This window comes from Pseudomonas sp. MYb541, from assembly GCF_037479595.1.
Taxonomy (GTDB): domain Bacteria; phylum Pseudomonadota; class Gammaproteobacteria; order Pseudomonadales; family Pseudomonadaceae; genus Aquipseudomonas; species Aquipseudomonas canadensis.
The window spans coordinates 190,435-204,535 of sequence record NZ_JBBGYS010000004.1 but is presented as its reverse complement, the minus strand read 5'-3'; the positions used below and the strand labels follow the sequence as shown (position 1 = coordinate 204,535).

The window sequence follows — 14,101 nt, the reverse complement described above, 5'->3', positions numbered from 1 at the left end:
AAACAACAAAGTGTCCCTCAGAGATAACACCCTTGAGCATTCAACCCAGCACTTACTCTCCTGACATCGCAGTGCCGAGCGACAAAAGAGTCTTCGGTGCCCGCGACCTGTTCTCCCTGTGGTTCTCCCTCGGCATCGGCCTGATGGTCCTGCAAACCGGCGCATTGCTCGCGCCGGGCCTGGGCCTGTCCGGTTCGTTGCTGGCGATTTTCCTCGGCACCCTGGTGGGCGTCCTGTTATTGGCCGCCGTCGGCGTGATCGGCAGCGACACCGGCCTGTCCGCCATGGCAGCCCTCAAGCTCAGCCTCGGCGCCAAAGGTGCGAGTCTGCCGGCGCTGCTCAACCTGCTGCAGCTGATAGGCTGGGGTTCCTTCGAAATCATCGTGATGCGCGACGCGGCCAGCTTGCTAGGCGCGCGGGCCTTCAGTGACGGCAGCCTGTTCGCCAGCCCATTGTTGTGGACCCTGTTCTTCGGCGGTCTGGCGACGCTATTGGCGGTCAGTGGCCCGCTGACCTTTGTGCGTCAGATCCTGCGCAAATGGGGCATCTGGCTGCTGCTCGCCGCCTGCCTGTGGCTCACCTGGAACCTGTTCGCCAAGGCCGACCTCGCTGCACTTTGGGCCAAGGCGGGTGACGGTTCGATGCCGTTTGCGGTGGGTTTTGATATTGCCATCGCCATGCCGCTGTCGTGGCTGCCGCTGATCGCGGATTACTCACGTTTCGGCAAGCGCGCCAAAAGTGTGTTCGGCGGCACGGCGCTTGGGTTCTTTATCGGAAATTTCTGGCTGATGGGCCTGGGTGTGGCCTACACCCTGGCGTTTGCGCCGAGCGGTGAAGTCAACGCGCTGTTGCTGGCGTTGGCCGGGGCTGGCCTGGGGATTCCGCTGCTATTGATCCTGTTGGATGAATCGGAAAACGCCTTCGCCGACATTCACTCGGCGGCGGTTTCCAGCGGAATATTGTTGCGTTTGAAGGTCGAGCACCTGGCACTGGCTATCGGTGTGATCTGCACGCTCATTGCCTGCTTTGCGCCATTGGCTCAGTACCAGAACTTCCTGCTGCTGATCGGCTCGGTATTCGCGCCGCTGTTTGGCGTGGTGCTGGTGGATCACTTCATTCTGTACCGTCGTAGCACGGGTGCAGTAGCCAGTCTGCGCTGGCCGGCATTGGTCGCCTGGCTGGGCGGTATCGCGACTTACCACCTGCTGGCCAATCTGTATCCGGACGTCGGCGCGACCCTGCCGGCTTTGGTGCTGGCAGGGCTGTTGCAACTCATCCTGGGCCGGGCCTTCAGCGGCGCGCGGGCACCAGTTCAGGCTTGAGAATGCCTTCCAGGCGCGAGTAGGGAATCTGCAACTCGACGTGGCCCAAGGCATACGGCGCAATGGTGGTGGTGGGGTACTTGAGGATCACGCCACCATAGGTCAGCGCCACATTCGGGGTTTTCTGGAAAGGGTACTGTTTCACGAACTTTGGCTCCAGGCTCAGACGGGTGCTGATCAGCCAGCTGTTGTGGGCCACCTGGGCAGCTTTCCAGAACGCGTCTTCCTTGCCGGGCAGCAGCATGTCGGTCAGGGTCAGGGCCTTTTGCTGCTGGCGCGAATAGTTGATGAATGCACGGCCTGGCTCGCCGTGAGTCGCGCCCTGGTCCAGGTAACTGGACAACTCGATGATCACCAGACCGTCATGCTGCTCCCGTACCTTGGCCTGCAAGTACATGCTATTGCGTGGGGCGGCGGTGCGCAGGAACTGCTCGCTGTACGTCGCGAGGCTGCTCGGCAGCGGGTCGGCCTGGGTCATTTCCAGCAGGCGCTGTTCGATCAAGGCATCCAGCTTGGGCTCCTTGGCAAAGTGCACGGTGTCGATATTCACCAGCGGGCAATCAGTACTGGCGCAGCCCGGCTTGCTCTGCTCGGTGGCGTCGCGGGTGGCTTCCAGCGGGGTCTTGAAGCTCGGTTGGAACAGGCTCTGGCAAGCGCCGAGGGTCAAGGCGATGCAGGCCACGGAGGCGATTTTTAAAAGCGACATGTAAGTCCTTCGTCTATCGAGAAGAGCGAAATTTGTGGAGCTTCGACTGCCAGCACGGCAGTCAGTTCGCCACTAAGCTGATTAGAGTGTGTTTGACGCCCGCCGTCTATCCCGGCAACTGGAAAGGGGCTGCATCCAGAGGCATGAGCGCGTTAGGATGGCGCCAATTGCGCAGGCTCAATGAGGAAGGGATATGACGGACATCGCAAAATCGACGCCGAGCACCATCGAGATTGTTCAGCGCGACAATGCCTACCAGGGCTTCTACAAGCTTGATCGCGTGCAACTGCGCCACGAGAAATTCGATGGCGGCATGAGCCGGGTGATCAACCGCGAAGTCTTCGTTCGTCATGATGCCGTGTGTGTATTGCCTTACGACCCGCAGCGCGACGAAGTGGTGCTGATCGAGCAGTTCCGCGTAGGTGCCATGGGCCGAACCGACAACCCGTGGCTGGTGGAGATGGTGGCCGGCCTGATCGACAAGGATGAAGAGCCGGAGGAGGTTGCACACCGCGAAGCCGAGGAGGAAGCTGGGCTGACATTCTCCGCGCTGTGGCCGATCACCAAGTATTTCCCGTCGCCCGGCGGCAGTACCGAATTTGTCCACTTGTACCTGGGCCGTTGCGACAGCTCGGGCGCCGGTGGCGTCCATGGATTGGAAGAGGAAGCTGAAGATATCCGCGTCACTGTCTGGGCTTTCGAAGATGCCCTGCAAGCGGTGCGTGACGGCAAAATTTCCAACGCAGCCAGCATTATCGCCCTGCAATGGCTTGCGCTTAATCGCGCGGAAGTGAGGGGGTTATGGCAGTAAAGGCACGGGAACGTTATCGAGTCGACCTGATCGGGTTGCAAGCGGCCTGCGAGGCCAACTATGCGCGGCTGATGCGCCTGCTCCCCGACATGCGCCATGCCCCCGAGGCACGGCGTATCGGCGTGACCCACGGCGACCAGATGCTTGGCGTGCTGGCGCTGGAAGTCATCGTCAATTGCCCGTACACCACCACCCTGCGTGTGCGCCAGGAACACAGCCTGCCGTGGCTGCCGGTGCCGCAACTGGAAGTGCAGGTGTACCACGACGCGCGCATGGCTGAAGTGATCAGCGCCGAACATGCACGACGCTTTCGCAGCATCTATCCTTACCCCAACGTGTTCATGCACCAGCCCGATGAGAAAGCACAGCTCAATGTGTTCCTCGGTGAGTGGTTGAGCCATTGCTTGGCCCTGGGCCATGAGTTCGAAGTTGTGCGGTAGATGTGAACTGCATCTGCTTCCTATGGTTTCCTCTTGTGTCCTGCCCCAGCATAATCACGCCAAACGTACATTCCTGTGATTGCCTTGGGAGAGCGCCTTGCCGAGCGTATCCACTGTGAGTCCCGATGCGCCCGCATTGCTGGTGCAGCTGTCTGATAGCCATTTGTTTGCCGAGGCCGACGGCACGCTGCTGGGCATGAACACCCGTGAAAGCCTGCAAGGCGTCATCGAATTGGTGCGCGCGCAGCAGCCGCACATCGATTTGGTGCTGGCCACGGGGGACCTGTCCCAGGACGGCACATTGGCGTCGTACCAGCAATTTCGTGACATGACCCGGCAGATCGACGCCCCGGCGCGCTGGATTCCCGGTAATCATGACGAACCGCAAATCATGGCCCACGCCGCCGTGCACAGCGATTTATTGGAGCCGGTGGTCGATATCGGCAACTGGCGCGTCACCCTGCTGGACTCCGCCGTACCCGGTTCGGTGCCGGGCTATCTGCAAGATCAGCAACTGCAACGGCTCGCCCAGGCCCTGAGCGAAGCGCCGAACCGTCATCATCTGGTGTGTTTTCACCATCATCCGGTGTCCATCGGTTGCGCCTGGATGGAGCCCATTGGCTTACGCAATCCTGAGGCGTTGTTTGCCGTGCTGGACCGTTTTCCGCAGGTGCGGGCGGTGCTTTGGGGGCATGTGCACCAGGAGATCGACCGCGAACGCAACGGCGTACGCCTGCTCGCATCGCCGTCCACCTGCATCCAGTTCGCACCGGGCAGCGAGGATTTCAAGGTCAGCGAGCAGGCGCCGGGCTACCGCTGGCTGCGGCTGCATGCCGACGGGCGGTTGGAGACGGGCGTAGAACGCTTGGTCGGCTTCGTGTTTACAGTGGATTACGGTAGCAACGGCTACTGAGATTTACCTGTAAACTGCGCCTTTTTGGCGCAAGCACGGAGAGCCCGGCATGTCCGCTTCGATCCTGTATATCCACGGTTTCAACAGCGCGCCTACGTCCAACAAGGCCACTCAGTTGATGACCGTGATGGGCGCCATCGGCCTGGCCGACCAGTTGCGCGTACCGGCCCTGCATCACCATCCCCGTCAGGCGATTCCGCAATTGGAAGCAGCGATCGCCGAGCTGGGGCGGCCACTGCTGGTCGGCAGCTCACTCGGCGGCTACTATGCAACCCATCTTGCCGAGCGCCATGGCCTCAAGGCGCTGCTGGTGAACCCGGCGGTCAGCCCTCACCGGATGTTCGACGGTTACCTGGGCACCCAGAAGAACCTCTACACCGATGAAACCTGGGAACTGACCCACGACCACGTTACGGCGCTGGCCGAGCTGGAAGTACCGGCTCCCCAGGATGCGGCGCGGTATCAGGTGTGGTTGCAGACCGGGGATGAAACCCTGGATTATCGCCTCGCCCAGCAGTACTACCGAGCCTGTGCCTTGCGCATCCAGGCCGGCGGCGACCATGGTTACCAGGGGTTCGCCCAGCAATTACCGGCCATGTTGAGCTTTGCCGGCATTGGCGCAGATCAGTATCAATCCTTCGATTTTTCTTCATTGTAAGAATCGCAGGTCACTTTTTAATCGAACGACTCACGACGAGACCCCATGGCCACTCCCAGCGCTAGCTCTTATAACGCCGACGCCATCGAAGTCCTCTCGGGCCTCGACCCGGTGCGCAAACGCCCCGGCATGTACACCGACACCAGTCGGCCGAACCATCTTGCCCAGGAAGTCATCGACAACAGCGTCGACGAAGCCCTGGCCGGCCACGCCAAGTCGGTGCATGTCATTCTCCACGCTGACCACTCCCTGGAAGTGTCCGACGATGGTCGCGGCATGCCGGTGGACATCCACCCGGAAGAGGGGGTGTCGGGCGTCGAGCTGATCCTCACCAAGCTCCATGCGGGCGGCAAGTTCTCCAACAAGAACTACCAGTTCTCCGGCGGCCTGCATGGTGTGGGTATTTCGGTGGTCAACGCCTTGTCCACGCTGGTGCGGGTCAAGGTCAAGCGCGACGGCAACGAGTACCAGATGACCTTCGCCGATGGCTACAAAGCCACCGACCTTGAAGTGATCGGCACCGTTGGCAAGCGCAACACCGGCACCAGCGTGTACTTCGCGCCGGATCCGAAATACTTCGATTCGCCGAAATTCTCCATCAGCCGCCTCAAGCACGTGCTCAAGGCCAAGGCTGTACTGTGCCCAGGCCTGCTGGTGACCTTCGAAGACAAAGGCACCGGTGAGAAGGTCGAGTGGCACTATGAAGACGGCCTGCGTTCGTACCTGGAAGACTCCGTCAGCGACTTCGAGCGCCTGCCCAACGAGCCGTTCTGCGGCAGTTTGGCCGGTAATAAAGAAGCGGTGGACTGGGCGCTGCTGTGGTTGCCGGAAGGTGGCGACAGCGTGCAGGAAAGCTACGTCAACCTGATCCCGACGGCCCAGGGCGGCACCCACGTCAACGGTTTGCGCCAGGGCTTGCTGGATGCCATGCGCGAATTCTGCGAATACCGCAGCCTGCTGCCGCGCGGCGTGAAGCTGGCGCCGGAAGACGTGTGGGAGCGCATCGCGTTCGTGCTGTCGATGAAAATGCAGGAGCCGCAGTTCTCCGGCCAGACCAAAGAGCGCCTGTCGTCCCGCGAGGCGGCGGCATTTGTCTCCGGCGTGGTCAAGGATGCCTTCAGCCTGTGGCTCAACGAGCATCCTGAATTGGGCCTGGCCCTGGCGGAGTTGGCGATCAACAACGCCGGTCGTCGTCTGAAGGCCAGCAAGAAGGTCGAGCGCAAGCGCATCACCCAGGGCCCGGCATTGCCCGGCAAGCTGGCCGATTGCGCCGGGCAAGACCCGATGCGCTCCGAGCTGTTCCTGGTGGAAGGTGACTCCGCCGGCGGTTCCGCCAAGCAAGCGCGGGATAAGGAGTTCCAGGCGATCCTGCCGTTGCGCGGCAAGATCCTCAACACCTGGGAAGTCGATGGCAGCGAAGTCCTGGCCAGCCAGGAGGTGCACAACATCGCCGTGGCCATTGGCGTTGATCCCGGCGCAGCGGACATGAGCCAACTGCGCTACGGCAAGATCTGCATCCTCGCCGACGCCGACTCCGACGGCCTGCACATCGCCACGCTGCTGTGCGCGTTGTTCGTTCAGCACTTCCGCCCGTTGGTGGATGCCGGTCACGTCTACGTTGCTATGCCGCCGTTGTATCGGATCGACCTGGGCAAGGAGATTTACTACGCCCTGGACGAAGCCGAGCGCGATGGCATCCTCGATCGCCTGGTCGCCGAGAAGAAACGCGGCAAGCCACAGGTCACGCGATTCAAGGGCCTGGGTGAAATGAACCCGCCGCAGCTGCGCGAAACCACCATGGACCCGAATACCCGGCGCCTGGTGCAGTTGACCCTGGAAGACTACGCCGCCACGTCGGAAATGATGGACATGCTGCTGGCGAAGAAACGCGCACCGGACCGTAAGTCCTGGCTGGAGTCCAAAGGCAACCTGGCCGAGGTTCTGGGCTGATGCGCACAGGTTTCGCCCTGGCGATCCTGATGTTGAGCGGGTTGGTGGCTACCACGGTAGTTGCCGCGCCCGTGGCTGAGCTAAAGCTGGTGTCCGAACACCCGGTGGACGGCATGCGCGGCGGCAACCTGTCGGGCCTGGCCTCGTGTGGCAAGGAGTTGTGGACGGTTTCCGACCGCGATGACGACCAGATCTACCGCCTGGATGTCAGTGCGCCAACCTGGCAGGCCGAGGCGGTAAAGATCGACGTGCCACCGGTGCCGGAATCCGGGCTGCCGTGGGGTTTGCGTTCGCGCACCAAGGCCGCATCGTTCATTCGCGGTGGCGATTTGGACTTTGAAGGCATCACCTGCGATGCCGCCGGCAACCGCTACGTAGTCAGTGAAGCCCATGCGGCGGTGCTGCAAGTGCCGGTGACGGGCGCGCCTGAGTGGTTGAAGATCGCGCCGAGCATGGTGCGTGAAGCGCGGGCCAGCGGCATGTTGCTGCACTTCAACGCCTTGTTTGAAGGTCTCGCGATCAATCCCGAAGGCAATCAGATTTGGCTGGCAGCCGAGCGCGAACGACGAGGGCTAATTTCGATCAAGCGTCCGCAAAGCCTGTGGGATTGTGATGGCCCCTGCGTATTGTTGAGCGAAGCCGGCCAGGAAGTGCAACCGGCCCAGTTCCCGAACCCCAAGGCGGTGTCCAAGGACTTCGCCGACCTGGCGCTGTTCAACGGCAAGCTGTTTACCCTGGAGCGCAATGCGTTCCAGATTTGCCGGCGTGATGCGGTCACGGCCAAGGTCGAACTGTGCTGGTCGTTTGCCGACGAGACCCTGACGCCCGAGCGGCGTTATTCTCAGCCCTATGGCCTGGCAGAAGCCCTGGTGGTGGACGCCGACGGTGCCTGGCTGGGCATCGACAACAATTTCGGCCCGCGTGCCGATGGTGAAAAGCGCCCCGTGGTCTATCGTTTCGCCGCCCCTGTCGGTGGCTGGAGCGCTCGCCCATGAGCCCCTGTTTTTTTGAATTGACCCGGTGCAGCGGCAGTTCCGCAGCACCTTACCCGACCATGATGAGGCCCGCATGAGTGACATCCTCGCAGACAGCTTAGATGGCGTAGAACGCCGGTCGCTGGCTGACTTCACCGAAAATGCCTACCTCAACTACTCCATGTACGTGATCATGGACCGTGCCTTGCCGCATATCGGCGACGGCCTCAAGCCCGTACAACGGCGCATCATCTACGCCATGAGTGAGTTGGGCCTGGACGCTGATTCCAAGCACAAGAAGTCGGCGCGTACCGTCGGTGACGTGCTCGGTAAGTTCCACCCCCACGGCGATTCCGCCTGCTACGAAGCGATGGTGCTGATGGCGCAGCCGTTCAGCTATCGCTACACGCTGGTAGACGGGCAGGGCAACTGGGGTGCGCCGGACGATCCCAAATCGTTCGCTGCGATGCGATACACCGAAGCGCGTCTGTCGCGTTATTCGGAAGTCCTGCTGAGCGAATTGGGCCAGGGCACCGCCGACTGGGGGCCTAATTTCGACGGCACCCTCGACGAACCACTGGTGTTGCCGGCACGTTTGCCGAACATCCTGCTCAATGGCACCACCGGTATTGCTGTGGGTATGGCCACTGACGTGCCGCCGCATAACCTGCGTGAAGTCGCCACCGCCTGCGTGCGCTTGCTCGATGAGCCCAAAGCCACGGTAGAACAGCTCTGCGAGCACATCCAGGGGCCGGATTACCCGACCGAAGCGGAAATCATCACGCCGCGCGCCGACCTGCTGAAGATGTACGAAACCGGCAAGGGCTCGGTGCGTATGCGCGCCGTTTACCACATCGAAGATGGCGACATTATCGTCACCGCGTTGCCGCACCAGGTGTCCGGTGCCAAGGTGCTGGAGCAGATCGCCGCGCTGATGCAGGCCAAACCATCGAAATTGCCGCAGGTTGCCGACCTGCGTGACGAATCCGACCACGAAAACCCTTGCCGCATCGTGATCATCCCGACCAATAGTCGGGTCGACCACGAAGTGCTGATGCAGCATCTGTTTGCCAGCACGGACCTGGAGTCCAGCTACCGGGTCAACGTCAACATCATCGGCCTGGACGGCAAGCCGCAGCTGAAAAACCTGCGCAACCTGCTGGTGGAGTGGCTGGAGTTCCGGGTCAACACCGTGCGTCGCCGCCTGCAATTTCGCCTGGATAAGGTCGAGCGTCGCCTGCACCTGTTGGACGGCTTGCTGATTGCCTACCTCAACCTGGATGAAGTGATCCACATCATCCGTACCGCCGAGCACCCGAAAGCCGAGTTGATTGCGCGTTTCGAGCTGAGCGAGATTCAGGCTGACTACATCCTCGACACCCGCTTGCGTCAGTTGGCGCGACTGGAAGAAATGAAGCTGCGCGACGAACAGGACGCGCTGCTCAAGGAGCAAGCCAAGCTGCAAGCGCTGCTGGGCAGCGAAGCCAAGCTGAAGAAGCTGGTGCGCAGCGAATTGATCAAAGACGCCGAAACCTATGGCGATGACCGTCGTTCGCCGATCGTGCAGCGCGCAGAAGCGAAAGCGCTGACAGAAACCGAGTTGCTGCCAAACGAGAAAATTACCGTCGTTCTGTCGGAAAAGGGTTGGGTTCGCTCCGCCAAAGGGCATGATATTGATGCCACTGGCTTGTCGTACAAGGCGGGTGACGGGTTCAAGACCGCTGCCGCCGGGCGTTCCAACCAGTTTGCGGTGTTTATCGATTCCACCGGGCGCAGTTATTCGGTACCGGCCCACACCTTGCCGTCTGCACGGGGGCAGGGTGAGCCATTGACCGGGCGCCTGACGCCGCCACCAGGGGCGAATTTCGAGTGCGTGCTGCTGCCGGACGACGATGCGCTGTACGTGATCGCCTCCGACGCGGGCTACGGGTTTGTGGTGAAAGGTGAAGACCTGCAGGCCAAGAACAAGGCGGGCAAGGCTTTGCTGAGCTTGCCGAACAACGCCAAGGTGATCCTGCCGCGGCCGGTGGACGACCGAGAGAGCAACTGGCTGGCGTCGGTGACTACCGAGGGGCGTTTGCTGGTATTCAAGATCAGCGACCTGCCGCAGTTGGGCAAAGGCAAGGGCAACAAGATCATTGGCATCCCCGGCGAGCGAGTGGCCAGTCGCGAAGAGTATGTGACCGACATCGCAGTGATCCCGGAAGGCGCGACGTTGGTGCTTCAGGCCGGTAAACGTACCCTGTCGTTGCGTCCTGACGACCTTGAGCATTACAAGGGTGAGCGCGGTCGGCGTGGTAACAAATTGCCTCGTGGCTTCCAGCGCGTGGATGCTTTGCTGGTGGAAACGCCGGTTTAACGCGTATTAGAGCCCTCGATCTACGATTTAACGCGTAGATCGACGCTTTGGCGCTGGAGTCATGGCGCATATTCACGGATGATATGGCCTTTCCAGCGCCGGCGTGGCCGAGCGTGTTTAGGTTATTTTTAGTATTACATTGTGGTTCGCCTTGTGGCAGCCACCTGGATGGGATGATGACTGCTCCACGCCTTCCTTTATTTTTTGTGCTCGCTGGCCTTTTGGGGCTGGCGGGTTGCAGCACACATCAACCGGTGTCGCTGTACCAGCTGGACAGCGGAAGTCCGGCTCAACCTGCACAGACCGCCGGCATGGCCGTCTTGCTGGGCCCGGTGGTCGTCGCCGACTACCTGCAACGCGAAACACTGCTGCAACGTCAGAACGACGGCAGCCTGCAAGGTTCCACCGATGGTCGTTGGGCGGGCAGTTTGTCGTCCGACATCAACCAATTGATGTTGCGCCAGGTCGCAGGTCAGTTGGACAGCCAGCGTGTGGTGCTGGCGCCCGCGCCGACCGGGTTTACTCCGGACGTGCAGGTGTTGCTGACGATCACCCGTCTTGACTCCGGTACGTCGCAGCCGGCGATTCTCGATGCGCAATGGCGCTTGATCGATCGTCGTGGCCAGGTACGCGATAACCGCATCGTGCACCTGCAGGAGCAGCACACCGGCACCACCGCGTCCCAGGTCCAGGCCCAGGGCGTGTTGTTGCAACATCTGGCACAGCAGTTGTCGGTGGCCCTCAAGCCATTGGCCAACCAACCGCCGATTGCCGAAGCGCCGCGCAAGCAGAGCGCCCCGGCGCAGGCTAAGCCGGCAGAACCGCAGAAGCCGAAGATGCCAATGGCGACGCCGATTCGCACGGATATGGAAGTGTTCAGGTTCTGATCTGAATCGCAGATACAAAAAAGGCCCGCTGATTCAGCGGGCCTTTTTGTTGGCTGTAAACCCGATCCCTGTAGGAGCCGGCTTACCGGCGATGAGGTCGTCGAGGCCGGTGGTGATGGTGAGATTGCCATCGCCGGCAAGCCGGCTCCTACATAAGATCAGGGCTTGCGGGTCTCGTGCATCCGCGCCAACTGCCGCTCCAGCATCGAGGGATACGGCTCCATCAACCGCTCCACACAGCTTGCACCCTCTGGGCTGGCAATCGGGCGGATCCGTGCGCGCTGGCGGATCAGTGTGTCTTCACTGATCTTACGTTCCACCAGCAACAGGTTGCGGCTGTGCTGCGACAGCGCCAGGGCGTCCTGGGCGCTTTCGGTGAGCAGCAGGTCGATCTGGCTCATGCCAAACAGGTCATCGCTCACCGTCAGGCCCAACTGCAGTTGCAGCGTGATGCCACTGTCGGCCACTTCGATCTGCAGGGCATGGCCCAGGGCGCGAAGCAACTCGCCGCAGCAGATGGCGTTGGTCAGGTAGTCTTCGCCGCTGTCTTCACTGTGGAACAGCATCAGCGTGCTGCCGTCGTTCAGGGTGTGCAGCTCGCTCTGGTACAGCGAAGCGGCCTGGTCAAGGCAGTCGCGGTAGCGCTCCAGCAGCTCGGTCAGGCGTGCGCGGGGCAGGCGACGCAGTTGGTCCTGAGCGCCCAGTTGCACAGCCAATACGGCGCTGAACTGGGGTTCGGTATTCTTCACCGGGACTGGCTTCGGTGCGACGGCCGGTTCGCTGGCTGAGGTGTCGCGCAGGTCGGCGAAGGGGTCTTCGTCGTCCAGCTCGTCTTCTTCGGCTTTGAACGCCTGGCGGGTGGCAGGCTTCAGGCCCGCTACCGGCGCGTCTTGCACTTCAAACTCAGGCTCGTCGTCGTAGTCTGTTTCGTCGAACTCAGGCTCTGGCTCTACTTCGCGCACCACCGGTTCCGGGGCGAAACTGGCGTGCAACTGGCGGGCGAGGTCGCCGATCTCATCCTGGCGTTCAGTGGCCGGGGTGTGTTCGTCGATATCGCGCAGCCAGATGCGCAACTGCATCAGTGGCGTGGAGATGTGTCGACCCAGGCGCAGACTCAACGCCAACGCCAATGCCAGCAGGATCGCGCTCAAGATGCCCATGCTTTGCAGGCTGATGGTCATCGGCTGCTGGAATTGCTGCATGTCCAGGCTGATGCGCAGTTGGCCGGCCTTCACATCCTGAAACGTAATATTGCTCTGGTAGAGACCTTCGGCTTCACCCAGCAGGCCGTTTTTCGGGCGTTGCCCGGCTTCGGCCATGATCCGGTTGTCCACGCTGTAGATGGCGGCGTGGGCCACCAGCGGGTTCTTGGTCAGGTTGTTGAGCAGCACGTTGAGGCTGAGGATGTCATTGGACACCAACAACTCAGTCGCCGAGGTGGCGGTCTGGGTGGTCAAGCTCTCGCCCAGGGCGTCGGCTTGCTCATGCATGGCCTGTTTGAACTGCAAACCCATCACGCAGGCGTAGATCACCAGGGCCAGGGCGACCAGGATCACGTTATGGCTGGCGATGCGTAATGCGATCGGTACACGGCGGTGGCGCAGTGCCCGGAAGATCAGCAGGAAGAAATTATCGGTTTTTACTGGCGTGGGCCGGTTCACTTGCGCTCGGCTCTTGGTCCGTGAAGTTGACGCGCAGTATAGCGACAGCCCTAGGACCGGCAAAGCGCTGGCTGTGCCCGATGGTCACTGAAAGTGGGTAGAATGCGGTTTTTTTCCAGCCTGGGGGTGCGCCTTGCGCGAAATTGTCCTGATAAACATCACGGGGGAAGACCGCCCAGGTCTGACCGCAGCCATTACCGGTGTTCTGGCCCAGGGTGGTGTGAACATTCTCGACATCGGTCAGGCGGTGATCCACGACACCTTGTCCTTCGGCATCCTGGTCGAGATCCCGAGCACTGAACAGGCGTCTTCGGTGCTCAAGGACATCCTGTTTACGGCGTACAAGCTTGATCAGCAGGTGCGTTTCACCCCGGTCTCCGAAGAGGACTACCAGCAATGGGTCGCCGGCCAGGGCAAGAAACGCCACATCGTGACGCTGCTCACCCGCAAGGTCACCGCCGAACAGTTGCAGCGCGTCAGCTCCATTACTGCGCAATACGGCTTGAATATCGACCATATTGACCGTCTGTCGGGTCGTATGCCGTTGGACACCCCGGCCGACAAAGGCAAGGGCTGCATCGAGTTCTCCGTGCGCGGTGAACCGGCCGACCCGCAAGCCCTGCGCGCCGAGTTCCTCAGCGTGGCCCAGGAGCTGAATGTCGATATCGCGTTCCAGGAGGACTCGCTGTTCCGCCGCAACCGCCGTCTGGCGGTGTTCGACATGGACTCCACGCTGATCGAGGCTGAAGTCATCGACGAGTTGGCCAAAGCCGCCGGTGTGGGCGAGCAGGTTTCCGAAATCACCGAGCGCGCCATGGCCGGTGAGCTGGATTTCCGCGCCAGCTTCAAGGAGCGCCTCGCGCTGCTCAAAGGCCTGGACGTGAGCGTGCTGGACTCCATCGGCGCCTCCCTGCGCCTGACCGAAGGCGCCGAGACCCTGTTCGCCGAACTCAAGCGGCTGGGTTACAAGACCGCGATCCTGTCGGGTGGCTTCACCTACTTCGCCAAGCAATTGCAGGCCAAGCTGGGCATCGACTACGTGTTCGCCAACGAGCTGGAAGTGGTGGATGGCAAGGTGACCGGCGTGGCGGTCGAGCCGATTGTCGACGCACAGCGCAAGGCGGATTTGCTGAAGGAACTGGCGCACAAGGAAGGCTTGCGTCTGGAACAGACCATTGCGGTCGGCGACGGGGCGAATGACTTGCCGATGCTGGCGATTGCCGGGTTAGGTGTGGCGTTCCGCGCCAAGCCGTTGGTGAAGCAGTCGGCGAAGCAGGCGATTTCGACCTTGGGGTTGGATGGGGTGTTGTATCTGCTGGGCTTCCGCGATCGCGACGGTCAGCTGTAACCCTCCGATCCCGCTGGAGGAATGGGATCAAAAATGTGGGAGCTGGCTTGCCTGCGATAGCGGTGTTGGATT

Annotated in this window: 12 protein-coding genes; 10 read left to right on the top strand and 2 right to left on the bottom strand. The window is 61.4% G+C overall.

Annotation, left to right across the window (positions count from 1 at the left end; genetic code table 11):
• Positions 1-32: 32 nt before the first annotated feature.
• The gene (gene cytX, locus WH299_RS04315; RefSeq protein ID WP_339549669.1) at positions 33-1,322 is read left to right on the top strand and encodes a putative hydroxymethylpyrimidine transporter CytX; all 1,290 of its coding nucleotides are present in this window, start codon (positions 33-35) and stop codon (positions 1,320-1,322) included.
• On the opposite strand, the gene WH299_RS04310 is transcribed toward cytX, so the two are convergent.
• Positions 1,291-2,028 carry an RsiV family protein gene (locus WH299_RS04310; RefSeq protein ID WP_339549668.1) on the bottom strand — a complete coding sequence of 246 codons (738 nt, stop codon included), beginning with the start codon at positions 2,026-2,028 and terminating at the stop codon, positions 1,291-1,293. The two genes, cytX and WH299_RS04310, sit on opposite strands and share 32 nt — an antisense overlap.
• A gap of 193 nt (positions 2,029-2,221) precedes the next feature.
• Here WH299_RS04310 and WH299_RS04305 point away from each other — a divergent pair, with 193 nt between their 5' ends.
• The 8 genes from WH299_RS04305 (at position 2,222) to WH299_RS04270 (ending at position 11,020) form a co-directional block, all read left to right on the top strand.
• Entirely contained in the window at positions 2,222-2,839 is a 618-nt protein-coding gene (locus tag WH299_RS04305; RefSeq protein ID WP_028615494.1) for an NUDIX domain-containing protein, read from the top strand.
• On the top strand, positions 2,830-3,279 hold the full coding sequence (locus WH299_RS04300; RefSeq protein ID WP_003171323.1) for a DUF1249 domain-containing protein: 450 nt from the start codon (positions 2,830-2,832) through the stop codon (positions 3,277-3,279). Before WH299_RS04305 ends, WH299_RS04300 begins: the two co-directional genes overlap by 10 nt.
• A 97-nt stretch (positions 3,280-3,376) precedes the next feature.
• Positions 3,377-4,192, top strand: coding sequence for a 3',5'-cyclic-AMP phosphodiesterase (cpdA, locus tag WH299_RS04295; RefSeq protein WP_339549667.1), 816 nt, complete (start codon positions 3,377-3,379; stop codon positions 4,190-4,192).
• 49 nt (positions 4,193-4,241) lie between these two features.
• Positions 4,242-4,850: a YqiA/YcfP family alpha/beta fold hydrolase gene (locus tag WH299_RS04290; protein ID WP_068932688.1), complete on the top strand. Its 609-nt coding sequence runs from the start codon at positions 4,242-4,244 to the stop codon at positions 4,848-4,850.
• 45 nt (positions 4,851-4,895) lie between these two features.
• Positions 4,896-6,800 (top strand): DNA topoisomerase IV subunit B, encoded by a 1,905-nt coding sequence (gene parE / locus WH299_RS04285; protein WP_028615497.1) that lies wholly within the window; start codon positions 4,896-4,898, stop codon positions 6,798-6,800.
• Positions 6,800-7,795, top strand: coding sequence for an esterase-like activity of phytase family protein (locus tag WH299_RS04280; protein ID WP_339549666.1), 996 nt, complete (start codon positions 6,800-6,802; stop codon positions 7,793-7,795). The genes parE and WH299_RS04280 overlap by 1 nt, the downstream gene beginning before the upstream one ends.
• A gap of 73 nt (positions 7,796-7,868) precedes the next feature.
• Positions 7,869-10,133: a DNA topoisomerase IV subunit A gene (parC, locus tag WH299_RS04275; RefSeq protein ID WP_028615499.1), complete on the top strand. Its 2,265-nt coding sequence runs from the start codon at positions 7,869-7,871 to the stop codon at positions 10,131-10,133.
• 176 nt (positions 10,134-10,309) lie between these two features.
• Positions 10,310-11,020, top strand: a complete 711-nt coding sequence (locus tag WH299_RS04270; protein WP_028615500.1) for a PqiC family protein — start codon at positions 10,310-10,312, stop codon at positions 11,018-11,020.
• Between the two features lie 158 nt (positions 11,021-11,178).
• Here WH299_RS04270 and WH299_RS04265 read toward each other — a convergent pair whose 3' ends face one another.
• Positions 11,179-12,681 (bottom strand): AhpA/YtjB family protein, encoded by a 1,503-nt coding sequence (locus tag WH299_RS04265; protein ID WP_122730565.1) that lies wholly within the window; start codon positions 12,679-12,681, stop codon positions 11,179-11,181.
• 133 nt (positions 12,682-12,814) lie between these two features.
• Here WH299_RS04265 and serB point away from each other — a divergent pair, with 133 nt between their 5' ends.
• On the top strand, positions 12,815-14,029 hold the full coding sequence (serB, locus tag WH299_RS04260) for a phosphoserine phosphatase SerB (protein WP_028615502.1): 1,215 nt from the start codon (positions 12,815-12,817) through the stop codon (positions 14,027-14,029).
• Positions 14,030-14,101 lie beyond the last annotated feature (72 nt).